Genomic DNA, 19,656 nt, shown 5'->3' on the forward strand with positions numbered 1-19,656 from the left:
CGTCACTCCTCCTCGGCCTCGGGCTGGCGGATGCCGTAGCGGTTCTCGAGGCTCGGGCTCGGACGGCCCTCGCCGCGGTAGCGGCTCGGGGCGTCGCCGGCGGCCCGGGCCGGGCGCTCGCCCGGTTCGCGTCCGATCCGACCGGCGAGGCTCGCCAGATCGACGAATTCGTCCGCCTGCCGGCGCAACTCGTCCGAGATCATCGACGGCTGGGTCTGGATGGTGGAGATCACCGTCACCTTGACGCCGCGCCGCTGCATCGCCTCGACCAGCGAGCGGAAATCGCCGTCCCCGGAGAACAGGATCATGTGATCGATATGCGCGCTGAGTTCGAGGGCGTCGATCGCCAGCTCGATATCCATGTTGCCCTTATACTTCCGCCGCCCCATGGAATCCGTGAATTCCTTCACCGGCTTGGTCACCACGCGGTAGCCGTTGTAGTCGAGCCAATCGATCAGCGGCCGGATGGAGGAATACTCCTGATCCTCGATCATCGCAGTATAGTAGAATGCTCGGAGAAGATTGTCCCGGGACTGAAATTCCTTGAGCAGCTTCTTGTAATCGATATCGAAGCCGAGGGCCTTAGTGGTCGCGTAGAGATTGGCGCCATCAATGAAGATCGCGCTGCGTTGGGATGCTGTCATGAACAGGTCGAGTCCTGAGGAAAAATACGGGAGGATAGAAAATCGCCTGATGAAACGGCCAGACTTCGCCCGCGGCCAGGGGCCGGGGTCGGGACGGCGCGATCGATCGTCGAGATAGTCTGCAATCCGGGGCGAAAAGCGCGGCCCTTGTCCGGTGACCGTCGCCCAGGCCGACGACCATTCCGTCGCAAACGCGTCCTTGTCAAGCAGAGCGAAAAGATCTTCGCTGGGAAGATGGCCAGTTCGGGGCAGAATGGCTGGAACAGGCCATCGTTACGGATCTTCCGAAAGTTTTGGGACGATTTGCCGAAGTTGATCCCATAAACCTGAGATCCGCCCGACCCGGCCGGCTCAGCCGTTCACGCGCTCGACACTGTTGACCGGACGCTTGCCGCGCAACTCAGCGATGATCGCGTTGAGGTGCTGGAGGTCCCAGACCGAGAGATCGATGGTAATGTCGGTGAAGTCCTGCGTCCGCCGTTTCATCGAGATGTTGTCGATGTTGCCGTCGTGATCGGCGATGACCTGGGCGATCTGCGCGAACACCCCCGGCTCGTTGATCGACTTGAGTGCCAGCCGGGCGGGGAAGCGCTCGCCGCCGAGGGCCTCGGTGTCCCACCGGACGTCGAGCCAGCGCTCCGGTTCGTTGTCGAAGGCCGCGAGCGCCGCGGACTGGATCGGATAGACGGTGACGCCGATTCCGGGGGTCAGGATTCCGACGATCCGATCCCCCGGGACCGCGCCGCCGTTCGGCGCGAAGGTCACCGGCAGGTCGCCCGCAAGGCCGCGGATCGGGATCGCGTCGGTCCGGTCCTCGGCCTCGCCCTCCCTGCCCTCGGCGCCCGGGAAGGTCAGCCGCATCGTTTGATCGGCCGAGCGCACGAGCCGGCCGGCGCCGTTGACGGCACCCTGCGGCGTGGGCGGCCGGCGCTCGTCGCGGTGATCGGGATAAACGGCGCGGACCACGTCGCCCGAGAACATCTCGCCCCGTCCGACCGCGGCGAACACGTCCTCGGTGCTCGCCCGGGCCAGGCGCGGCAGGGCGCCGCGCAGCTTGTCCTCCGAGAAGGTCTTGGCGGCGCGTTCGAAGGCCCGGTCCAGGATCTGGCGGCCGAGCCCGGCATATTGCCGGCGCACGGCGGTTCGGGTCGCGCGCCGGATCGCCGCCCGGGCCTTGCCGGTCACCACCAGGGATTCCCAGGCGGCCGGGGGCGAGGCGCCGTCCGAGCGCATGATCTCCACCTCGTCGCCGTTGGCGAGTCCGTGCAGCAGCGGCGCCATCCGGCCGTTGATCTTGGCGCCGACCGCGGTGTTGCCGACATCGGTGTGGACCGCGTAGGCGAAATCGATGGGCGTCGCGCCCCGCGGCAGGGCGATCAGCCGGCCCTTCGGGGTGAAGCAGAACACCTGATCCTGGAACAGCTCCAGCTTGGTGTGCTCCAGAAACTCCTCCGGGCTGTCGCCCTCGGCGAGCAGCTCGATGGTCCGACGCAGCCACTGGTAGGCACCGCTCTCGGCGGCCAGCTTCGGGTGGACGCTGCCCTCGGTGCGTCCGAAGTCCTTGGCCGGGTCCTGGCCGAGATCCTTGTACTGGGCATGGGCGGCGATGCCGTACTCGGCGATCTCGTCCATGGCGCGGGTGCGGATCTGCAGCTCGACGCGCTGGCTCTTCGGCCCGATCACCGTGGTGTGGATCGAGCGGTAATCGTTCTGCTTCGGCGTCGAGATGTAGTCCTTGTACCGCCCCGGGACCATCGGCCAGCTGGTATGGACGATGCCGAGCGCCGCGTAGCAGGATTGCACGGTGTCGACGACGACCCGGAAGCCGAAGATGTCGGAGAGTTGCTCGAACGCCACCGACTTGCGCTCCATCTTCGACCAGATCGAGAACGGGCGCTTTTGCCGGCCGCTCACCTCCGCGGTGATGCCCTGGGCGGCGAGCTTGTCGGTCAGCACCTGCGCGATGGTCTCGACCACGCTCTCGGACTTGGCGGTGAGCCGCGCCAGCCGCTGCGTGATGGTGGCGTAGACCTCCGGCTCGATGTTGCGGAAGGCCAGGTCCTCCAGCTCCTCGCGCAGCTCCTGCATGCCCATGCGGCCGGAGAGCGGCGCGTAGATGTCGAGGGTCTCCTGGGCGATGCGGTGACGCTTGTCCTCCCGCATGTGCTGCAGGGTCCGCATGTTGTGCAGGCGGTCGGCGAGCTTGACCAGCAGGACGCGCACGTCGGCCGCCACCGCGAGCAGCAGCTTGCGGAAGTTCTCGCCCTGGGCGGCCTGCTTGGAGACGAGGTCGAGGCGCTTGAGCTTGGTCAGGCCGTCGACCAGCGCGCCGATCTCGGGCCCGAACAGCCGGCGGATCTCCTCGAGCGTCGCCTCGGTATCCTCGACGGTGTCGTGCAGGACCGCGGCCACGATGGTGGCGTCGTCGAGGTGGAGGTCCGTGAGGATCGCCGCGACCTCGAGGGGATGGGCGAAGAACGGGTCGCCCGAGGCGCGCTTCTGCGTGCCGTGCGCCTGCATGGCGTACACGTAGGCACGGTTGAGCAGCGCCTCGTCGGCGGCGGGGTTGTAGCGCTTGACCCGCTCGACGAGTTCGTACTGCCGCATCATCCGCCGGGACGGGATCGGCTCATGGGGGGCACGCGGGGTCGGGATCACGCGCGATTGTTCCGCAACCGCGGGGCCGGCGCCAGCCCCCCGAGCGGGAAAACCGCCCGGTGCGACCGCGGCATCCTCGGAACGAGAGAACCCGGCGTCTCCGCCGGGTCCGGTCTCGGTCAGGTCGTGCGTGTCGAGGCCCACGGGCCGGGGCTCACTCGCCCTCGTCTTCGGTCTCGACCGGCGGGGCGAGATTCTCGAGGCCGCGCAGGAGATCCTCCTCGCTCATCCGGTCGAACTGGACCGCCGCATCGTCGCTGGAGGATTGCGGTGCCACCGCGGCGGCGGCCGGCGAGCTCGACAGCAGCGGCACGGTCTCGGCCTCCGGCTCGTCGACCTCGACGTATTTCTGCAGCGAGTGGATCAGCTGCTCCTTGAGGTCGTCGGCGGTGATCGTCTCGTCGCCGATCTCGCGCAGGGCCACGACCGGGTTCTTGTCGCGGTCGCGGTCGATGGTCAGGGGAGCGCCGGCGGCCAGCAGGCGCGCCCGATGGCTCGCCAGCAGCACGAGCTCGAACCGGTTCTCGACCTTCTCGATGCAATCTTCGACGGTGACGCGCGCCATGCGGGGCGGCTCCTTCTTGAGCGACGGTGATGTCGGGTATGGGCCCACCCTACACCGGATGCCGTTGTGCAACAAGCACAGCGGCTTGCGCAGGACGCGCGTCGCCCGCCCGCCCCGGGCGGGCCGGTCCCGGCCGCCGCGGCCCCATGGTGCGGCGCATTGTTGACACCCGGCGCCGCGGGTGCGAGTGCGCGCCCCATTCCAGAGTTTCGGCCGACACGGGCGGCGTTCGGCGCCGCCCGGCGCCAGCGATCAAGACGAGCCATGCGCGCACTCATCTTTCCCGGGCAGGGCAGCCAGGCGGTCGGCATGGCGCGGGACCTCGCCCAGGCCTTCCCCCAGGCGACGGCCGTGCTCGACGAGGTCGATGCCGCGCTGGGCCAGAACCTGTCGCGGCTGATGTTCGAGGGGCCGGCGGAGGAACTGACCCTCACCGCCAACGCCCAGCCGGCCCTGATGGCGGCGAGCCTCGCGGTGTTGCGCGTGCTGGAGGCCGAGCGCGGCCTCGATCTCGAACGCGACGTCGCCTGCGTGGCCGGCCATTCGCTCGGCGAATACGCGGCGCTCGCGGCTGCCGGCAGCCTGTCTATCGCGGACGCGGCGCGGCTGCTCCGCCTGCGCGGTGCGGCCATGCAGGAGGCGGTGGCGCCGGGCGCGGGCGCCATGGCGGCGCTGATCGGCACCGATCTGGAGGCCGCCCGCGCCCTGGCCGAGGAGGCCGCCCGGGAGGCCGGCGGCGGCGCGGTCTGCGACGTCGCCAACGACAATGGCGGCGGCCAGGTGGTCCTGTCGGGCGACCGGCCGGCCGTGGAGCGCGCCATCGGCCTCGCCACCGGCCGCGGGATCAAGCGCGCGGTCATGCTCAATGTCTCGGCGCCGTTCCATTGCCGCCTGATGGCCCCCGCCGCCGAGGCCATGGCCCGGGCGCTCGCCGCCGTGACCCTGGCGGCCCCGCGCGTCACCCTCTACGCCAATGTCCGGGCGGCCCCGGTCTCGGAGCCGGAGGCGATCCGCGCGGCCCTGGTCGCGCAGGTCACCGGCACCGTGCGCTGGCGGGAGAGCGTCGCCGCCATGGCGGAGGCCGGCGTCGACCGGTTCCACGAACTCGGCGCCGGCAAGGTGCTCACCGGCCTCGTCAAGCGCATCGCCCCCCAGGCCTCGGCCACGGCGATCGGCACGCCCGCGGATGTCGCCGCCTTCGCGCTCTGATCCCACAGGAGCCCCGCATGTTCGATCTCACCGGCCGAAAAGCCCTCGTCACCGGCGCCACCGGCGGCCTCGGCCAGGCGATCGCCCGGGCGCTGCACGCCCAGGGCGCCACGGTGGCGCTCTCCGGCACGCGTTTGCCGGCCCTGGAGGCGCTGGCGGCCGAACTCGGCGCGCGGGCGAGCCCCGTGGCGGCCGACCTCGCCGACCGGGATTCGGTGGAGGGGCTGGTCCCCGCCGCCGAGGCGGCGATCGGCCCGCTGGACATCCTGATCAACAATGCCGGCATCACGCGGGACAACCTGTTCCTGCGGATGAAGGACGAGGAGTGGGAGCAGGTGCTCGCCGTGAACCTCACCGCCGCCTTCCGCCTGTCGCGGGCCGCCGTGAAGGGCATGATGCGCCGCCGCTCCGGGCGGATCGTCAATATCGGCTCGGTGGTCGGCTCGACCGGCAATCCCGGCCAGGGCAATTACGCCGCCGCCAAGGCCGGGCTCGTGGGCCTGACCAAGGCGCTGGCCGCCGAGGTCGCCACCCGCGGGATCACGGTCAACTGCGTCGCCCCCGGCTTCATCGCCTCGCCCATGACCGACGCCCTCACCGAGAAGCAGCGCGAGGGCATCCTTACCCGGGTGCCGGCCGGGCGCCTCGGCGAGGGGGCGGAGGTGGCGGCGGCCTGCCTCTATCTCGCCTCCGCGGAGGCGGGCTACGTCACCGGCCACACGCTGCACGTGAACGGCGGAATGGCGATGTACTAGACGATGGATACGGGTCGCGATCGCTGCCGAATCACCCCGGCCGACACGCAAGTGCCACACCGATGAAGGGTTTCTGAACGGCCCTCGCCTTGGCCGGAACCCTGTGCTACCACGCCCCGCGGCCGTACAGGGGGTTGACGGTTCAGCGAGTTTTCAGTCCAAGGCCCCCCGGCGGGGCCATCCCGGCTCAACGCGCCGGTTCACCTCGAAGCACGCGCGATCGGACACCGGCCCGTCAACAAGCCCGCAGGGGCGCGACGCGGCCACGGCACCACCCCGAGACGACTGACAGACCAAAAGGACGAGGACGGAAGACCGATGAGCGATATCGCTGAGCGCGTGAAGAAGATCGTCGTCGAGCACCTGGGCGTCGAGCCCGAGAAGGTGGTCGAGAGCGCCAACTTCATCGACGACCTCGGTGCCGACAGCCTCGACACGGTCGAGCTGGTGATGGCCTTCGAGGAAGAGTTCAACGTCGAGATCCCGGACGACGCGGCCGAGACGATCCAGACGGTCGGTGACGCCGTGAAGTTCCTGGAGAAGAACTCCGCCGCCTGACGGCGCCGGGGACCGGATTTCGCGCGGCGCGGGTGAGGCGAAACAGCCCCCGCGCCGTTACGCATTTCAAGGCTCGGAGTCGTGAAGGGTCCGCCGGGACCGATCCCGCCTCCGGAGGTGTTGGACGATGCGCGACCGCGGCGGCGACGGCGGGGCGGCGCTTCAGGACGGGACGAGTGCGATGCGGCGGGTGGTGGTCACGGGTCTGGGGATGGTCACGCCGCTCGGCAGCGGGGTCGAGCACACCTGGAGCCGCCTGATCGCCGGCGACAGCGGCGCCGGCCCGATCCGCGGCTTCGAATCCGCCGACCTGCCCTGCCGGATCGCCGCGCAGGTCGTGTTCGGCGACGGCACCGACGGCACCTTCAACCCCGACGCGGTGATGGAGCCCAAGGAGCAGCGCAAGGTCGATCCGTTCATCGTCTACGCCATGGCGGCGGCCGACGAGGCCCTGAAGGATGCCGGCTGGGCACCGAAGAGCCACGAGGACCAATGCGCCACCGGCGTGCTGATCGGCTCCGGCATCGGCGGCATCGGCGGCATCTACGACGCCTCCGTGACCCTGCACGAGAAGGGCCCGCGCCGGATCTCGCCGTTCTTCATCCCGGGCCGGATCATCAACCTCGCCTCCGGCCAGGTCTCGATCGCCCACGGGCTGAAGGGCCCGAACAACGCCGTGGTGACGGCCTGCTCCACCGGCGCCCACGCCATCGGCGACGCGAGCCGCCTGATCGCGCTCGGCGACGCCGACGTGATGGTGGCGGGCGGCGCCGAATCGCCGGTCAACCGCCTCTCCATCGCGGGCTTCTCCGCCTGCCGGGCGCTGACCACGGGCTTCAACGACACGCCGGAAAAGGCCTCCCGCCCCTACGACCGCGACCGCGATGGCTTCCTCATGGGCGAGGGCGCCGGCATCGTGGTGCTGGAGGAATACGAGCACGCCAAGGCCCGCGGCGCGAAGATCTACGCCGAGGTGGTGGGCTACGGCCTCTCGGGCGACGCCTACCACATCACCTCCCCCTCCCCGGACGGCGACGGCGCCTTCCGCTGCATGAGCGCGGCGGTGAAGCGGGCCGGGATCTCGCCCGCCGAGATCGGCTACATCAACGCCCACGGCACCTCGACGCCCATGGGCGACGAGCTGGAGCTGAAGGCCGTGGAGCGCCTCCTGGGCGATGCGGCCGCGGGGGCGACCATGTCGTCCACCAAGAGCTCGGTGGGTCACCTGCTCGGCGCCGCCGGCTCGGTCGAGGCGATCTTTTCGATCCTCGTCCTGCGCGACGGCGTGATCCCGCCGACGCTCAACCTCGACAACCCCTCGGTCCAGACCAAGATCGATCTGGTGCCGCTTGAGGCGAAGCGCAAACAGGTGGATGTGGTGCTGTCGAATTCTTTTGGATTCGGTGGGACGAATGCGAGCTTGGTGATGCGGCGGGTCGATTAGATAAATAATCTCTTTTTTCTACGAGACAACTAATGGACAGATACGTCAGCGTTAGTTTTACTAATTTCAAAGCATATAAAAAATTCAGACTTGAATTAAAACACTTCAATATATTGGCCGGCCCGAACAATGCGGGAAAATCTACCATATTGGCGTCATTTCGGATACTATCGTCTGGTATTCGCAAGGCGTCTTCTCGTAAAGCCATTCCCGTTATGGGACCTGATGGCCCGACTTTTGGCTACGATGTTGATCTCGATTCGATTTCAATAGCCGAAGAAAATATCTTTCATAATTATGATGATAGTTCTGCAGCAAGCGTCCAATTTAACTTGACGGGCGGAAAATCGCTTACCCTGTATTTCGCAGAGCAGGGCAAGTGTGTATTGATTGCTAATATCGCTGGAAGAGCTGTATTAAGCCCTGCACAATTTAAGTCTAAATTCGACTGCGCGATTGGTTTCGTTCCAATATTGGGCCCTGTTGAGCATCAAGAATCGCTGTATGAGAAAGAGGCTGCGAGATCAGCGCTTTATAGTTACAGGGCAGCGAGAAACTTTCGGAATATATGGTATCACTATCCCGAAAAATTTTCATCTTTCAAGGAATTATTGAAACAAACCTGGCCTGGTATGGATATACAGGCGCCGGAGACCGTCATTCGTGAGGGCAAAACGCGCCTCTATATGTTTTGCCCAGAAGAACGTATTCCAAGGGAACTGTTTTGGTCTGGATTTGGTTTTCAAGTATGGTGTCAGATGCTCACGCATTTAATACAATCAAAAAGTGTCTCTATTTTTCTTATAGATGAGCCAGATATTTATCTTCATTCGGACCTACAGCGTCAACTTCTAGGGATTCTACGAGATCTCGGTCCCGATATTCTAATAGCGACGCATTCTCTGGAAATTCTGACAGAGGCGGAAACGAACGATCTTATCCTAATAAACAAAAACGCTAAAGCCGGGAAAAGAATAAGAGATCCATCGCAGCTTCACGATGTTTTTAGCATAATTGGATCCAGCTTAAATCCAACTTTGACTCAATTAGCAAAGACACGTCGAGCATTGTTCGTTGAAGGTAAGGACTTTAAAATCCTTGGGTATTTTGCGAAAAAATTAAAAATTACCAGCGTATTTAATAGGAGAGATTTTGCCGTCATTCCCGTAGAAGGGTTTAATCCGCAGAAGATTAAAAACCTCAAGCAAGGTATCGAGACTACGCTTGGGACGGAGATAGTTTCTTTTGCTTTGCTGGATCGTGATTATAGGTGTGATGCGGAAGTAAAATTTCTTATCAAAAGCTGTAAGGAATTCTTAGATTACGTATGGATCCACGACAGGAAAGGAATTGAAAATTTCCTCCTTGTGCCGGAGGCCATAGATCGAGTTATACTCCAGAGGTCATCAAATAATAAAATTATTACCGGCAGAGGAAGTAAAGATTCAGCAGGTGCGATCGAGTATTTTACGTCTTACTGCCATGCCCAGCATGCAAGCGTTCTATCGCGAGTGTTGCCCGAAAATGAGCGTTTCGAGAGAAGCGTAGGGAATAATAAAAATAAAACGACGATAAACGAAGATTTTTTGCAGGATTTTATCCAAAAATGGGAAGAAATTGAATTTAGATTAGCCGTAATCGGCGGAAAAGCGGCGCTCTCATCAATTAATAATTATGTGGACCAAAAATTTGGAGTGAGTCTTACGGCCCATAGCATTATCTCTTCTATGAATGAAGGCGAAATTCCATCCTCAATGAAGGCGTTGGTGCATAAACTCGACGAATTCTCACACCACGTGCCGGGTAAATAGCAAACGTAACAGAATCACCACCCCCTTCGCTCCGCCTCCCCCGGCACCCGCCCCTGCGGCGTGAGCGCGTGCACCACCTCCGGCAGCGCCTGGGCCAGCTGCGAAAGCAGCGCATCACGGTCCAGCCCGGTCTGGCTCTGGAGGGTGTCCACCGTGTCGGGGCCGAGCGCCCGGGCGAGCTGGTCCGGGGCCACCGGGTGGTTGGCGCCGGATCCGATCCAGGACGCGATCACGTCGCCGAGGCCGCCCTGGCGGAACCGGTCGACCAGCCCGTCGAGGCCGCCGAGATCCCCCGGCCCCGCCGGCACGGCGCGGCTCGGGGCCGGGGCGGCGCCCGGGCCGTCGAGCATGCCGGAAAGATCGGAAAAATCGCCGGGCGGCAGGGACGGGTCGACGGTCGCGCCCGGGTCGGATTCGCGGCGCTGGCCGGCCTGGTCGAAGCCGCCGATATCGCCGGACGGGTCCGGGGCGCGCTGCCCGCCGCCATCGGCGGGGGGCCGGCCGGGATCGCCTCCATAGGGCCCGGCGCCGCCGGACGGGTCGGCCCCGGGGCCCGGCTCACCCTGGCGGCCGTGGCCGAAGATGTCGCCGAAGCCGCCGCTCGCGCCCTTGGTCAGCAGCAGCATCAGCAGGGCCTTCACCAGGGGCGACATCCCCGCGGATCCCGGCTTCTGCCCGCCGAACACCTGACCGAGCACGCCGCCGATCGCCGATTCGAGCAAACCCATAGGCCCCTCCCCCGGTGCCCAGCCCGGGCCCGGGCGAACAACCCCGCAGGGTGGCCGCGGGTTGCGCGGCGGCCTCCCGGAGGCGGCCCTCAGCGCCGGACGGCGAGGTGCCGGCCCAGCGCCCCGAGGGCGCAGCCGGCGAGGTAGGGCGGCAGGATCAGGGCGGCGCCCTCCAGCCAGAGACCCGGCAGGCCGGGCACGAAGGCGGCGAGGGCCGCCGCCGCCACGAGCCCGGCGGCCACGAACAGGCCGAGCGGCACGGCGTACCGGTCCGGCCAGCCCGACAGCGCCCCGACCACGAGGCCGAGCGCCGCCGCCCCGGCGAGTCCGGGCCAGAATCCCACGAGCTGCAGCATCACGGCCGTCCGGCCTCCCTGCGGGCGCGACGCCCAAGCGCATCGGGGCGCCCCCCGGCGCCCGGGGGCGGGGCGGAGCGAACGGGCCTCATGGCAGCAGCGCGAGGGTGACGGGACCGGCGGGGCCGTCCGGCCCGGCGCCGACCTGATCCGGGCGGGCGCCGGCCTGGAGCAGATACTCCACCACGGCCTGGGCGCGCAGCCGCGGCAGGTCCTGCGGCGGCTCCTCGGCGGCCTCCGCGGGTTTCTTCGGGGCCGGCTTGTCGCGTTTGGCGGCCTCGGTGCCGGACCCCTTGCCAGGTCCTTTTGCGGCGTTCGCGGCGCCGGGCTTGAGGTCCGGCTTGGGGTCGGGCTTGGCGGGCGCCTCCGGCTTGGCCGCGCTGGCGATTCGGGTCGGCTCGGCGGCGTCCGGAGCCGCGGCGGCGCCCGGCGCGGGTTTCGCCGGGTCGGCGGGGCCCGAGACGGCGATGCGCAGGGCCGGACAGGCCTTGGCCAGGGCCGCCAGGGCGTCGAGGGTGGGATAGAAGGACGGGGCCGGCACGGGGCTGCCGACCGGGAAGCGCAGATCCGCCCCCGCGACCAGGGTGGCGAACTCCGTGCGGCAGGTCGCCGGATCGCGCCGTTCCGCCGGCTGCCGGGCCGAGACCGCGGCCTGCCCGGTCCAGCCGGGGGGCAGCGCCTCCGCGAGCCGGTCGGGCGCCCGGGCGGCGGCCTCGCGGTAGAGGCTCTCCCCGGTCAGGCGCAGGGTCCGGTCGGAGACGCTCACCTCCCCGGCGGCGAGGCTCGCCACCAGGGGGGCCGCGGCCGCCAGCGCCGCTCCGAGATCCGGCGGCGCCCCGTCGGCGAGGCGCGTGCGGTCGAGGATCGGCTCCCGGAACAGGCGGGGCCGCAGGGCGTCGAGCACCCGCTCCCGGGTGGCGGTATCCGGGACATGCCCGGTAAGCGTGACCGCCTCCGGCGTCCGGCGGATCGCCACCCGATAGGGCGAGAGCGGCCGGGCCATCAGCGAGACCGGCCCGGCCATCACGCCGGCGGGCCGGGCGTCGCGCATCAGCGCGGCGGCGTCGGGGATCGCCTGCCCGTCGATGGCGTCGCCGCTGACCGAGACCGCGCCGTCCGTGAAAGCCACCCGGCCGGTCTGGATCAGCGCGGCGAGGCGAAACGCGAAGGCGATCAGGTTCCTCGGATCGATCGCCGGGTCGAGGCCCCGGGCGGTCACGAGCCGGTCGTCCACGGTCCCGCCGGTGGCTCCGGCGGCGATCTCCTGCGCGGCCTCCTCTGCGGCGCGCTCGGCGGCCGCGCGGTCCGCCGCGGAGGGCACGAAACCCTCGAGGACGATCCCGCGCGCGGTCTTCTCCACCGCGAAGCGGTACTGCGCCACCCGCGGCGGCAGGATCTCGATCCGACCGATGCTGAACCCCTCCGGCGGATCCGACAGGGCCGCCCGCAGCGCCTCGTAGGCCGGCACGTCCAGGGCCTCGCCGGACAGGCTGAGCACGGTGTCGCTGAGCGCGGCGCGCCCGCCGGCGGCCAGCCCGGAGAGCCGCGCCGCCAGGAAGGCCGCCGCGCCGGGGAAGTCCGGTGGCGCCCCCCGGGCGGCCCGGGCGGTGTCGTCGAGACTGGTGCCGGGGCCCAGCGCCCCGGTGATCCGCGCCTCCAGGGCCCGCCGGCCGATCTCGGCCGGCCGGCTGCCCTCCAGGGCGACCCGGTTCGGCCCCAGGCGGATCGCCGCCCACTGGAACGGCGCGGCGGTCTCGACCAGGCCGAGCCCGGAGACGATCCGGCGGGGCCCGTCCAGGGCGGCGAGGCGGGACAGGATCGTCGCGCGGGCCGCTGCATCCGGCGCCTCGCCGGCCGCCGCGAGGTCGCGGCCCCGCGCCTCCAGCCGCAGCCAGGGCTCACCGGTGGCAGTGGCGGTGCCGGCCGCCACCGGCGCAGAAGCGGCCTCGAGCCGCTCGGCGATCTGCGGGGCGGCGTAGAGGCTGGCGCTCGCCCAGACCAGCGCGAGCGCCGGCAGGCCGGCGAGCCAGCCGATGCGGCGCAAGCCTCGGGTGATGGGTTCGGGCAAGGGCACGGTCGTGAGCGGGTCGGATCCGGTGGCGAGACGACACCGCCTTTCCGGCAGCATGAAGGCCGCCCCGGCCCGACCTGGCCCGCGACGCCGCGCCGCCGGAACCCCCACGGATCGGTCCGGTTGGCCGAGGTACCCGTCATCCGGAGACCGTCATGCGGGCCATCGTCGCCGTCATCCTGCTCGCCGCGCTCGCCGCCCCGGCCTCGGCCCAGACCCTGTCGGCCACCGCCACGGCGCCCGCTTCGGCCTCCCTGGAGCCGATCACGGCGATCGCCAATCCCGGGCAGCTCAGCCTCGGCGGCACCTCCACCACCGGACCGTTCCCGACCCTCTCGGCCCAGTCCGGCGGGCTCCTGAATGCCGGTCAGCTCAGCCTCAGCGGCGCCGGTGGCGGCGGCGGCACCATCGCTGCCCCGTCCAGCGCAAGTCCCGGCGCCGGCCAGCTCGGCCTCGCCTCGGGCACGGGGATCACCGGCGGCGCCGGGGTCACGGGGTCGACCGGCGGCGCGACCACGACCGGCGCGTCCGGGACCCAGAGCGGCTTCGGCCTCGGGTCGAATTCGACCCTCGGCTCGATCTCGGGGAGCAGCCTGTCGTCGAGCTTCGGGACGGCCAGCCTGGGGAGCGGCTCGACCTTCGCCACAGGCCTGAACACCGGTACCGGCCTGACCACGTCGCGGGTCTCCACATTCGGATCGTCCACCTTCGGCAGCGGCGCGGGCTTCGCCACGGGCCTGGGCACCAACGCCACCACGGCGTCATCGAGCGCGGGGACGACCGGAAGCGGGACCACGAACGCCGCCGAGGCCGCCGCCCTCGGAAATGCGGCCTCCGGCCTCGGGACATTCGGAACCACCAGCGCGACCGGCGCCGCCGCGAGCGTCAACGCCGCCGCGAACGTCAACGCCGGCGTGACGGCATCCGGCGCGTCCGGTACGGCCTCGGGTGGAGCCGGGATCGCCGCCGCTTCGGGCGCCGCGGCGGGCCGGGATCTCGACTTGGTCCAATCGGCACGTACGGCTCAGGCCGGCGGGGGAGCGTCCGGCGGCGCCGGCATCAGCGGCGCGGGTGCCGCGCCCGGCCGGGTCGGCGACCTCTGCAGCGGTCTGCTCGCGGAGGCTTGCCTCGGCGGGGCCAACGCCTTCTGACCGGCCCGCCCCGGGAACCGCCGCTCCGGCGCGGTCGTTCATTCCGGACCGGCACCCAGGCCGGGACAGGAGACAGGGATGACCGTCATTCTGAGCCGCGTTTCGCTCGCGGCCGCTCTCGTTCTGGGTCTGTCGAGCGCGACCCTCGCGCGGGAAGCGAGCTCTCGTCCTCACGGGGCCGGGACCGCATCGGGCCTGCACGGGATCGGCTTCAACGAACAGAGGTTCGGCGCCAACCTGCGGACCGGCAGAGACCAGCCCTATACCTGGCCGGTGAGAGCCCGCTACCGTCCGATCTCGCAGCCCTATTACGGCCGCGCCTACTGAGGGCGGCGCATCGTCAGCCGGCGCAGATGCGCGTCGGTTCTCACCGGGATCGGGACCAGGAGGGTGCGTGATGGCTGTGCGGAGCCGGCTCGTCCTCGCGATCCTGCCGCTCGCTTCCCTCGCGCGCCCGCCGGCCCGGGCCGGCGAGTTCGCTCAGGTGCCGCCGGCCCCGGGCATGGCCCTCACGCGTGCGGATCCCGGCATGGCGAACAGCGTTCCTGCGGGGCCGTCCGATCCGGCCGCGTCGCCGCTCTCGCCTCAGATCGATCCCGGCAATGGCCGGCGCCTCGGGGGACCGGGTAGCGGGTTTCCGCCCCTCAAGGGACAGCTTCCGAACCAGCGCACCGGGTCACGGCACCAGCACGTGGTTCACGACATCTGTATCGGTTGCTGAACGCCGACGGTCATCCTACTGCAGGGCCCGGGACAGGGTATTGGCCCGGATCCAGCGCGGCGAGAGGATGTCACCGGCTTCGGTGATGATCCAGGGCTGCGCATCCTCGGCCTCGATCGCCCGGGCGGCGACGGCGAGGGCCTCGCGCAGGGTCGCGAATGGCCGTCCCTGTGCCGATCGACCGGGCGCACGCTTCGGCCAGACCGTGAGTTCGGCACGTTTGTCGAGATCGGCGGGCGTCATGCTGTCGCTCCGGATGCTGCGCGGTTGAAACCCTCCTTAGCGCACCCGTGTAACGCGGATCTGGCGAACGTGTTGCCGATTCGTGTCGTCGCCACCACGGCGACGCGACCTGCAGATCTCACGCGACCAGCCGCTCGAAACGGGGCTCGGCTCAAATCTTATCTCGGCTGGCCTCAATTTTTATTTGAAGATTGCACGGATGAAGTTTAATTCATTTGCGCTGAATGCATGGCGGGGTGGGCATTCGATTGTCGAAAGCGCCTCCGACCAGACGGATATTCTTGCAGGACAATGCCGATCCTGCGCTATGTTGCAATGCGCCATCGTCATACCGCAGTGCACAAAAGTATGGTCTCTTCGGTCGACGGTCGCCCCACGCGATCGACTCGCGATCGAAACGGAGACGCACCATGCGCACGATCTTCATCCTGGCGTCGGCCGCTCTCGCCTCGGCCGCCGTCTTCGCCGGCCCCGCATCGGCCGAAGAGCCGTTGCACCTGACGCCGCCGCTCTACCGTGATCAGGCCCGGGGCGCCCAGCAGGCCCGCCCGATCACCGACCTGACGACAACGCCGCAGCCCGTGCGGGTGACGGCGAACCGCATGCGGACTGTTTCGACGGTGGAGCGGTCCATGGTCCAGGCCTCCGCCGCGCCTCTGCGCTGAGGCCCGGGAGCGGGGGCGCGCCCCGGGGCTGCCTCCGCAACCGTCCGTGCGTGACTGCCTGACAGTGCTCAGACGACGCGCCGCTCATGGGATGCTGCAGCGGGCATCACGCCCGATCCGTCGAGGCGTCCATGCCTTCTGATCCGGTTCGGTGCCCGGAGCCGTCGCCGCCATCTCGCACCCGTCGCGATATGGACCCAGCCGAGCGTATGGGACGGCCGTCGCCAGGAGTACGGCCCGTTCGGCTCGCCGGAGACCCAGCCGCAGAGCGTCATCCGCCGAGCGGCCTATCTCTCCACGATCCTCCGTGACCACAGCCCGTCGCGCCGCGGCCGTCAGATCGCGGTCTCGCGACGGATGACGGCCTCCTCGCCGGTGCCCTTCTGCGACAGGCCGACATCCGGATCGTCATCCGTCATCGGCAGCGGCCTGTTCGAAGTTTCCCGCTCGCGCTCCTCGGGATCGGCCGGTGCCGGGTCGGGTGATCCGGGGCCGCTCTCCCGCGGCATGATCTCGTGAGCGTCCGTCATCCGAGGCCTCCCCGCCTCACAACAACGCGGCGACGCCCGCCCGGGTCCCGTACCCACAGGCATTCAAGACAGGATCGGGACCGCAGCCCTATATAGAGGTCAGGAGAGTGGGGAGAGCGTTGTGTTTACCGTCAAGGGGATCGACCCGTCCGGGCGCGTGATGACCTTCGCCTGCGGGACGGACGAGCAGGCCATGGAGAAGACCTGGGAACTGGCCCGGCGGGGGTTCCGTGAGATCATGGTCTCGGATCCGAAGGGCAAGGAGATGTCCGCTGCCGCCTTCGAACGGTCCCTGAACATCGACTGGGAATAAGGATCTTTCCCCGGCGTGGCCGTCAGTGCAGCTCGTAGCAGTTGGTGATGACGCGCGGCGTGCGCGTCACGTCGTAGAGAATCGAGCACTGGACGAGATACGTCCTGTCCCGCTTGCGAAACAGGATCAGGGACGAGCGGTTGTCGAAGGTCCCGGTATAGCCTGCGATCTCCCACCCCTCCGCGTTCAGCCGCTCGATGCTGAGCGGCTGCTCGGCGGCCGTACCCGTCGACATCCAGCCCAGACAGGCAGCGAGGTGCAGACCCCCGCGGAGGGGAACATGACGCATCGGATTCCGCCGGGCGGGGGCACGGGAGGTTTCTGACCCGCATGGGGCGTCCGTATGCGCCCCGGTCGGTCGGTGCGGCAGGCCTCTCACAGGCCCGGAACGTCGTCGATATCGGGGACCGATTCCCCGCTTGGCGGTGCCGGATCGTCCTCCGGGGCGGGCGGAAGCCGCGGGGGCGGCATCTCCCCCGTATTCGGCGGCATCGGCAGGCCCTGTGGCAAATCGGGATCGGGCAGCGCGTCGCCGTCAGGCGATCTCGGATCCGGCATGGTCCCTCCTCAGCCTTTCAAGCCGCCATCTCCACGGCGGTCGCAGGAATAGGAACGGCCGACCGGCCCGTTGGTGCCGGGATGCGGCAGGGGCGACGGGGGCGCAGCCGGGGCGCCGTCAGACCGTTTCCAGTTCGCGCCGCAGGTCCAGCTTCTCCGGACGCACCGGATCGGTCATCTCGGTGGCGGCCCCGATCTCCTCCCGCTTGCGCCAGACCGCCCGGCAGATGAGGATCTCGTTGCACGCATCGAGGCTGAGCACGAAGCGGTCGGGGACGATCTCCGCTTCCGGGAGGGCGATGCGAATACCCCCGGCAGACCGGTCGTAAACGATGCAGGGCAGGCTGCGGTGCTCGTCCACCGAGATACTGCCGATTTCATTCAGGAGCGTACGCGGAGCGCTGCGTCGTTCGAACATCGCGGCCTCATGAAAACTCAGGGGCCAAGATCGACGAAGCGCGTTCAGGAAGGCTCTTCGAAAAGCGTCGAATTGTCCGTTTCGACGCTCGGCTGTGTAGAGCGGAATTTTCCCAAGGCTCGAAGGCGTCCGCGGACCGGACATACCACTATAGAGTCGAGCGCTATCGTCCGGCGGGCGGCCACTGCGATCCGGATTCGGCCCGGTACGGGCGTATCCCTACCCCGTGATCACCTCGACGAGGGTGGTCAGGAAGCCGAGGGCGACGGCGCCGATTCCGCTCATGAACGCCACGTCCCACCCGGCGAACTCTTTCGATCGGGGCGCGCGCATGAAGGCGAAGAGCGTCAGGGCGGCGCCGCACACGACGAGGGCGATGGCAATATAGACGGGTCGGGTCATGGCGCTTCCTCCTTCGCCGGTCCCGCGGCCCTTCAGGGCTCTTGTCCGGACGATGGAGACCAGCGTGAGCAGTGTAGACTCATCCGTCGTCAAAACATGACAGACGAGGAGGCGGTGAACAAGAAGATAATCTGTTCTGCATTGCAGAACGGCGCGCCGGCCTGGGCTGAGATCTGATCTTCCGACGGCTCGCGGGCGGCTCGCGTCCTCTCGGACGCCTCGGATGCGCCCTCAGTCGACGAAGACGCGAACGCCGTCCGTATTGAGGATGTCGCGCTGATCGGCACACCATTGGTCGGCGCCGACCGAGGCGATCTCGTCCGCGACGCGCCGGCCCTCGGCCGCGATGGCCGTCTCGGCCCGATGGTGTCCCATGGTCGTTTCGAGGGCTCGCCGCGCCGTCCGGGACAGGCCGTCCGACACGGCGTCATCCACAGAATAGAGTGTCCGGCAATACAGCACGATCCCGGCCTGCGCGCCGACGATCCGTACCAGGCCGTCAAGCGTCGCGGCGCGCTTGGACGCCGTCGCGTCCGTGGCGTCCTCGGCGGACACAGCGGGCAGTGGCGCGGCGGCGAGCAGGGCGGCGAACAGCGCGCGTCTCATCCTCGGGCATTCCTTCTCGGTCCTGGACCGAACCGTCCATCCGGAACGTCACGGCGCCGAAGCGCTCAGGGGCGGCTGATCACTTTCTGGCGGCCATCAGGTCGTGGGCGAGCACCGTCAACTTGCCGATCAGGCTGCTGATATCCCCGCCCTTGCACGACCACTGCGTCCCGATCGCCTCGCCATCCGCCGAGACGGAGACGACCGCCACCGAGCGCAGCCGGCCTTCGCGGGCGAGCGCCAGCTGGTCCTGCAGGACGGCGATGATCGACGCGGTGTCCTCGTCGGCCACGGTGGGTGCGATATGCGCCGGGAAGGGCACCACCGAACTCGATATCGTCTGCTCTCGCTTCATCGCACCGTATCCCTCGGTTCTCGTTCTCGGGATCCGGGGTGCGCAGACGCTTTGTGCAGAGTGTGGCAGCTTGTCCGTGACGAGCCATGTCGTCGAGGAGTGTTGCATCGCAGCAACGCTGACCCCGGCAGCCGGCCCTCCGATGCGGGACAGCTCCGGCCGCAGCCGTCACGCCGCGTCGGCCGGGCGGATGGGCCCCGTCGCGGCACCGTGGAGATGGTCGTCGACGGGGTTCCCAGGGTGCATCCGCCCTCAGGCGGCGCGGCGACCCTTGCGCTCGCGCTCGGCCATGGCGCCGGGCTGTCCGAGGCCGATCGCCTTGGCCAGGGCGGAGCGCTGCTCGGCGTAGCTCGGGGCGACCATCGGGTAATCGGCCGGCAGGCCGTAGCGGTCGCGGTAGCCGCGCGGGTCGAGCCCGTGGCTGGTCAGGTGGCGCTTGAGCGTCTTGTAGGTCTTGCCGTCGATGAAGCTGACGATCCCGTCGGGCCGGACCGACTTCCGGATCTGGGCCGCGCTCGGCCGGTCCGGATCGGCCTGGTGGGCGGCTACGCCCGTCTCCGGGCGCAGGGTGCCCGCGGCGAGGCCGGCGATGGCCCCATACACCCGGGCGATCAGCGCCGGCAGCTCCGCGGCCGGGACGGGATTGTTCGACACGTAGGCAGCGACGATGTCGCCCGCCAGCTCGATGAAGTTGGTAGTGGGCGCGGTGGTTTCTTCTGTCACTTCAAGATTCCTGGTCTGCCCCTCACAGGAGATCTGCTACTTTTAAACGCTGAATGCAAGTTATAAAACGGTTCTGGAGCCACCATCCCATGCATGATCGGCATGCCTGCTGCGGGAGGCGGGCGGGTAGTTTCGGCAATCGGCGCGGAGACCTTGCGTGTTGATCTCCGCG

25 protein-coding genes are annotated in these 19,656 nt (G+C 68.3%); 10 read left to right on the top strand and 15 right to left on the bottom strand.

Annotated elements, in window-relative coordinates; genetic code table 11:
• Nucleotides 1-2: 2 nt before the first annotated feature.
• The 3 genes from AC3IF3_RS00660 to rpoZ form a co-directional block, all read right to left on the bottom strand.
• Nucleotides 3-644 (bottom strand): LabA-like NYN domain-containing protein, encoded by a 642-nt coding sequence (locus AC3IF3_RS00660; protein ID WP_243970385.1) that lies wholly within the window; start codon nt 642-644, stop codon nt 3-5.
• Between the two features lie 351 nt (nt 645-995).
• A complete protein-coding gene (locus AC3IF3_RS00665) occupies nt 996-3,254 on the bottom strand; it encodes a RelA/SpoT family protein (RefSeq protein WP_243970519.1) in 2,259 nt (752 codons plus the stop codon).
• 202 nt (nt 3,255-3,456) lie between these two features.
• The gene (gene rpoZ / locus AC3IF3_RS00670) at nt 3,457-3,867 is read right to left on the bottom strand and encodes a DNA-directed RNA polymerase subunit omega (protein ID WP_489226739.1); all 411 of its coding nucleotides are present in this window, start codon (nt 3,865-3,867) and stop codon (nt 3,457-3,459) included.
• Nucleotides 3,868-4,131: 264 nt separating this feature from the next.
• Here rpoZ and fabD point away from each other — a divergent pair, with 264 nt between their 5' ends.
• The 5 genes from fabD (at nt 4,132) to AC3IF3_RS00695 (ending at nt 9,644) form a co-directional block, all read left to right on the top strand.
• Nucleotides 4,132-5,076 carry an ACP S-malonyltransferase gene (fabD, locus tag AC3IF3_RS00675; RefSeq protein WP_489226741.1) on the top strand — a complete coding sequence of 315 codons (945 nt, stop codon included), beginning with the start codon at nt 4,132-4,134 and terminating at the stop codon, nt 5,074-5,076.
• Between the two features lie 17 nt (nt 5,077-5,093).
• Nucleotides 5,094-5,831 carry a 3-oxoacyl-[acyl-carrier-protein] reductase gene (gene fabG / locus AC3IF3_RS00680; protein ID WP_489226743.1) on the top strand — a complete coding sequence of 246 codons (738 nt, stop codon included), beginning with the start codon at nt 5,094-5,096 and terminating at the stop codon, nt 5,829-5,831.
• Nucleotides 5,832-6,149: 318 nt separating this feature from the next.
• Complete coding sequence (locus AC3IF3_RS00685; RefSeq protein ID WP_007559070.1) at nt 6,150-6,389, top strand: acyl carrier protein; 240 nt, start codon at nt 6,150-6,152, stop codon at nt 6,387-6,389.
• Between the two features lie 181 nt (nt 6,390-6,570).
• Nucleotides 6,571-7,833 carry a beta-ketoacyl-ACP synthase II gene (fabF, locus tag AC3IF3_RS00690; RefSeq protein WP_489231203.1) on the top strand — a complete coding sequence of 421 codons (1,263 nt, stop codon included), beginning with the start codon at nt 6,571-6,573 and terminating at the stop codon, nt 7,831-7,833.
• A gap of 32 nt (nt 7,834-7,865) precedes the next feature.
• Nucleotides 7,866-9,644 carry an ATP-dependent nuclease gene (locus tag AC3IF3_RS00695; protein ID WP_489226745.1) on the top strand — a complete coding sequence of 593 codons (1,779 nt, stop codon included), beginning with the start codon at nt 7,866-7,868 and terminating at the stop codon, nt 9,642-9,644.
• Between the two features lie 14 nt (nt 9,645-9,658).
• On the opposite strand, the gene AC3IF3_RS00700 is transcribed toward AC3IF3_RS00695, so the two are convergent.
• From AC3IF3_RS00700 to AC3IF3_RS00710, 3 genes are all read right to left on the bottom strand, one after another.
• Nucleotides 9,659-10,372, bottom strand: a complete 714-nt coding sequence (locus AC3IF3_RS00700; protein ID WP_489226747.1) for a YidB family protein — start codon at nt 10,370-10,372, stop codon at nt 9,659-9,661.
• Between the two features lie 89 nt (nt 10,373-10,461).
• Nucleotides 10,462-10,728, bottom strand: coding sequence for a hypothetical protein (locus AC3IF3_RS00705; RefSeq protein ID WP_489226749.1), 267 nt, complete (start codon nt 10,726-10,728; stop codon nt 10,462-10,464).
• 88 nt (nt 10,729-10,816) lie between these two features.
• Nucleotides 10,817-12,802, bottom strand: a complete 1,986-nt coding sequence (locus tag AC3IF3_RS00710) for a hypothetical protein (protein WP_489226751.1) — start codon at nt 12,800-12,802, stop codon at nt 10,817-10,819.
• 152 nt (nt 12,803-12,954) lie between these two features.
• Here AC3IF3_RS00710 and AC3IF3_RS00715 point away from each other — a divergent pair, with 152 nt between their 5' ends.
• The 3 genes from AC3IF3_RS00715 (at nt 12,955) to AC3IF3_RS00725 (ending at nt 14,671) form a co-directional block, all read left to right on the top strand.
• Nucleotides 12,955-13,950: a hypothetical protein gene (locus AC3IF3_RS00715; RefSeq protein ID WP_489226752.1), complete on the top strand. Its 996-nt coding sequence runs from the start codon at nt 12,955-12,957 to the stop codon at nt 13,948-13,950.
• Between the two features lie 78 nt (nt 13,951-14,028).
• Entirely contained in the window at nt 14,029-14,277 is a 249-nt protein-coding gene (locus AC3IF3_RS00720; protein ID WP_489226754.1) for a hypothetical protein, read from the top strand.
• Between the two features lie 70 nt (nt 14,278-14,347).
• The gene (locus tag AC3IF3_RS00725) at nt 14,348-14,671 is read left to right on the top strand and encodes a hypothetical protein (protein WP_489226755.1); all 324 of its coding nucleotides are present in this window, start codon (nt 14,348-14,350) and stop codon (nt 14,669-14,671) included.
• Between the two features lie 15 nt (nt 14,672-14,686).
• Here AC3IF3_RS00725 and AC3IF3_RS00730 read toward each other — a convergent pair whose 3' ends face one another.
• Nucleotides 14,687-14,914, bottom strand: a complete 228-nt coding sequence (locus tag AC3IF3_RS00730; protein ID WP_489226756.1) for a hypothetical protein — start codon at nt 14,912-14,914, stop codon at nt 14,687-14,689.
• A 410-nt stretch (nt 14,915-15,324) separates the two neighbouring features.
• Between AC3IF3_RS00730 and AC3IF3_RS00735 the strand changes: the two genes are divergently transcribed.
• On the top strand, nt 15,325-15,579 hold the full coding sequence (locus AC3IF3_RS00735) for a hypothetical protein (protein ID WP_243970362.1): 255 nt from the start codon (nt 15,325-15,327) through the stop codon (nt 15,577-15,579).
• Nucleotides 15,580-15,914: 335 nt separating this feature from the next.
• On the opposite strand, the gene AC3IF3_RS00740 is transcribed toward AC3IF3_RS00735, so the two are convergent.
• A complete protein-coding gene (locus AC3IF3_RS00740; protein WP_489226758.1) occupies nt 15,915-16,109 on the bottom strand; it encodes a hypothetical protein in 195 nt (64 codons plus the stop codon).
• A gap of 121 nt (nt 16,110-16,230) precedes the next feature.
• Between AC3IF3_RS00740 and AC3IF3_RS00745 the strand changes: the two genes are divergently transcribed.
• Entirely contained in the window at nt 16,231-16,422 is a 192-nt protein-coding gene (locus AC3IF3_RS00745; RefSeq protein ID WP_243970358.1) for a hypothetical protein, read from the top strand.
• A 22-nt stretch (nt 16,423-16,444) separates the two neighbouring features.
• Here the strand turns inward: AC3IF3_RS00745 and AC3IF3_RS00750 are convergent, their stop codons facing one another.
• From AC3IF3_RS00750 to AC3IF3_RS00780, 7 genes are all read right to left on the bottom strand, one after another.
• Nucleotides 16,445-16,711, bottom strand: a complete 267-nt coding sequence (locus tag AC3IF3_RS00750) for a hypothetical protein (RefSeq protein ID WP_489226759.1) — start codon at nt 16,709-16,711, stop codon at nt 16,445-16,447.
• Between the two features lie 86 nt (nt 16,712-16,797).
• Nucleotides 16,798-16,980, bottom strand: coding sequence for a hypothetical protein (locus AC3IF3_RS00755; protein WP_489219341.1), 183 nt, complete (start codon nt 16,978-16,980; stop codon nt 16,798-16,800).
• Between the two features lie 118 nt (nt 16,981-17,098).
• Entirely contained in the window at nt 17,099-17,398 is a 300-nt protein-coding gene (locus AC3IF3_RS00760; protein ID WP_489226761.1) for a PilZ domain-containing protein, read from the bottom strand.
• Nucleotides 17,399-17,617: 219 nt separating this feature from the next.
• A complete protein-coding gene (locus tag AC3IF3_RS00765; protein WP_243970352.1) occupies nt 17,618-17,800 on the bottom strand; it encodes a hypothetical protein in 183 nt (60 codons plus the stop codon).
• Between the two features lie 231 nt (nt 17,801-18,031).
• Nucleotides 18,032-18,406, bottom strand: coding sequence for a hypothetical protein (locus tag AC3IF3_RS00770; protein WP_489226762.1), 375 nt, complete (start codon nt 18,404-18,406; stop codon nt 18,032-18,034).
• A 79-nt stretch (nt 18,407-18,485) separates the two neighbouring features.
• On the bottom strand, nt 18,486-18,761 hold the full coding sequence (locus AC3IF3_RS00775; RefSeq protein WP_243970347.1) for a hypothetical protein: 276 nt from the start codon (nt 18,759-18,761) through the stop codon (nt 18,486-18,488).
• A gap of 252 nt (nt 18,762-19,013) precedes the next feature.
• Nucleotides 19,014-19,484 carry a Ros/MucR family transcriptional regulator gene (locus tag AC3IF3_RS00780; RefSeq protein WP_489226764.1) on the bottom strand — a complete coding sequence of 157 codons (471 nt, stop codon included), beginning with the start codon at nt 19,482-19,484 and terminating at the stop codon, nt 19,014-19,016.
• Nucleotides 19,485-19,656: the final 172 nt, after the last annotated feature.

This window comes from Methylobacterium sp. J-118 (assembly GCF_057836565.1).

Coding starts and splice junctions, on each gene's coding strand:
- AC3IF3_RS00775 (WP_243970347.1), bottom strand. CDS start 18,761: ATGAAGCGAGAGCAGACGATATCGAGTTCGGTGGTGCCCTTCCCGGCG.
- AC3IF3_RS00725 (WP_489226755.1), top strand. CDS start 14,348: ATGGCTGTGCGGAGCCGGCTCGTCCTCGCGATCCTGCCGCTCGCTTCC.
- AC3IF3_RS00720 (WP_489226754.1), top strand. CDS start 14,029: ATGACCGTCATTCTGAGCCGCGTTTCGCTCGCGGCCGCTCTCGTTCTG.
- AC3IF3_RS00715 (WP_489226752.1), top strand. CDS start 12,955: ATGCGGGCCATCGTCGCCGTCATCCTGCTCGCCGCGCTCGCCGCCCCG.
- AC3IF3_RS00695 (WP_489226745.1), top strand. CDS start 7,866: ATGGACAGATACGTCAGCGTTAGTTTTACTAATTTCAAAGCATATAAA.
- AC3IF3_RS00770 (WP_489226762.1), bottom strand. CDS start 18,406: ATGAGACGCGCGCTGTTCGCCGCCCTGCTCGCCGCCGCGCCACTGCCC.
- fabF (WP_489231203.1), top strand. CDS start 6,571: ATGCGGCGGGTGGTGGTCACGGGTCTGGGGATGGTCACGCCGCTCGGC.
- AC3IF3_RS00755 (WP_489219341.1), bottom strand. CDS start 16,980: ATGCCGGATCCGAGATCGCCTGACGGCGACGCGCTGCCCGATCCCGAT.
- AC3IF3_RS00740 (WP_489226758.1), bottom strand. CDS start 16,109: ATGACGGACGCTCACGAGATCATGCCGCGGGAGAGCGGCCCCGGATCA.
- rpoZ (WP_489226739.1), bottom strand. CDS start 3,867: ATGGCGCGCGTCACCGTCGAAGATTGCATCGAGAAGGTCGAGAACCGG.
- AC3IF3_RS00735 (WP_243970362.1), top strand. CDS start 15,325: ATGCGCACGATCTTCATCCTGGCGTCGGCCGCTCTCGCCTCGGCCGCC.
- fabG (WP_489226743.1), top strand. CDS start 5,094: ATGTTCGATCTCACCGGCCGAAAAGCCCTCGTCACCGGCGCCACCGGC.
- AC3IF3_RS00665 (WP_243970519.1), bottom strand. CDS start 3,254: ATGATGCGGCAGTACGAACTCGTCGAGCGGGTCAAGCGCTACAACCCC.
- AC3IF3_RS00705 (WP_489226749.1), bottom strand. CDS start 10,728: ATGCTGCAGCTCGTGGGATTCTGGCCCGGACTCGCCGGGGCGGCGGCG.
- AC3IF3_RS00685 (WP_007559070.1), top strand. CDS start 6,150: ATGAGCGATATCGCTGAGCGCGTGAAGAAGATCGTCGTCGAGCACCTG.
- AC3IF3_RS00760 (WP_489226761.1), bottom strand. CDS start 17,398: ATGTTCGAACGACGCAGCGCTCCGCGTACGCTCCTGAATGAAATCGGC.
- AC3IF3_RS00660 (WP_243970385.1), bottom strand. CDS start 644: ATGACAGCATCCCAACGCAGCGCGATCTTCATTGATGGCGCCAATCTC.
- fabD (WP_489226741.1), top strand. CDS start 4,132: ATGCGCGCACTCATCTTTCCCGGGCAGGGCAGCCAGGCGGTCGGCATG.
- AC3IF3_RS00730 (WP_489226756.1), bottom strand. CDS start 14,914: ATGACGCCCGCCGATCTCGACAAACGTGCCGAACTCACGGTCTGGCCG.
- AC3IF3_RS00765 (WP_243970352.1), bottom strand. CDS start 17,800: ATGACCCGACCCGTCTATATTGCCATCGCCCTCGTCGTGTGCGGCGCC.
- AC3IF3_RS00750 (WP_489226759.1), bottom strand. CDS start 16,711: ATGCGTCATGTTCCCCTCCGCGGGGGTCTGCACCTCGCTGCCTGTCTG.
- AC3IF3_RS00700 (WP_489226747.1), bottom strand. CDS start 10,372: ATGGGTTTGCTCGAATCGGCGATCGGCGGCGTGCTCGGTCAGGTGTTC.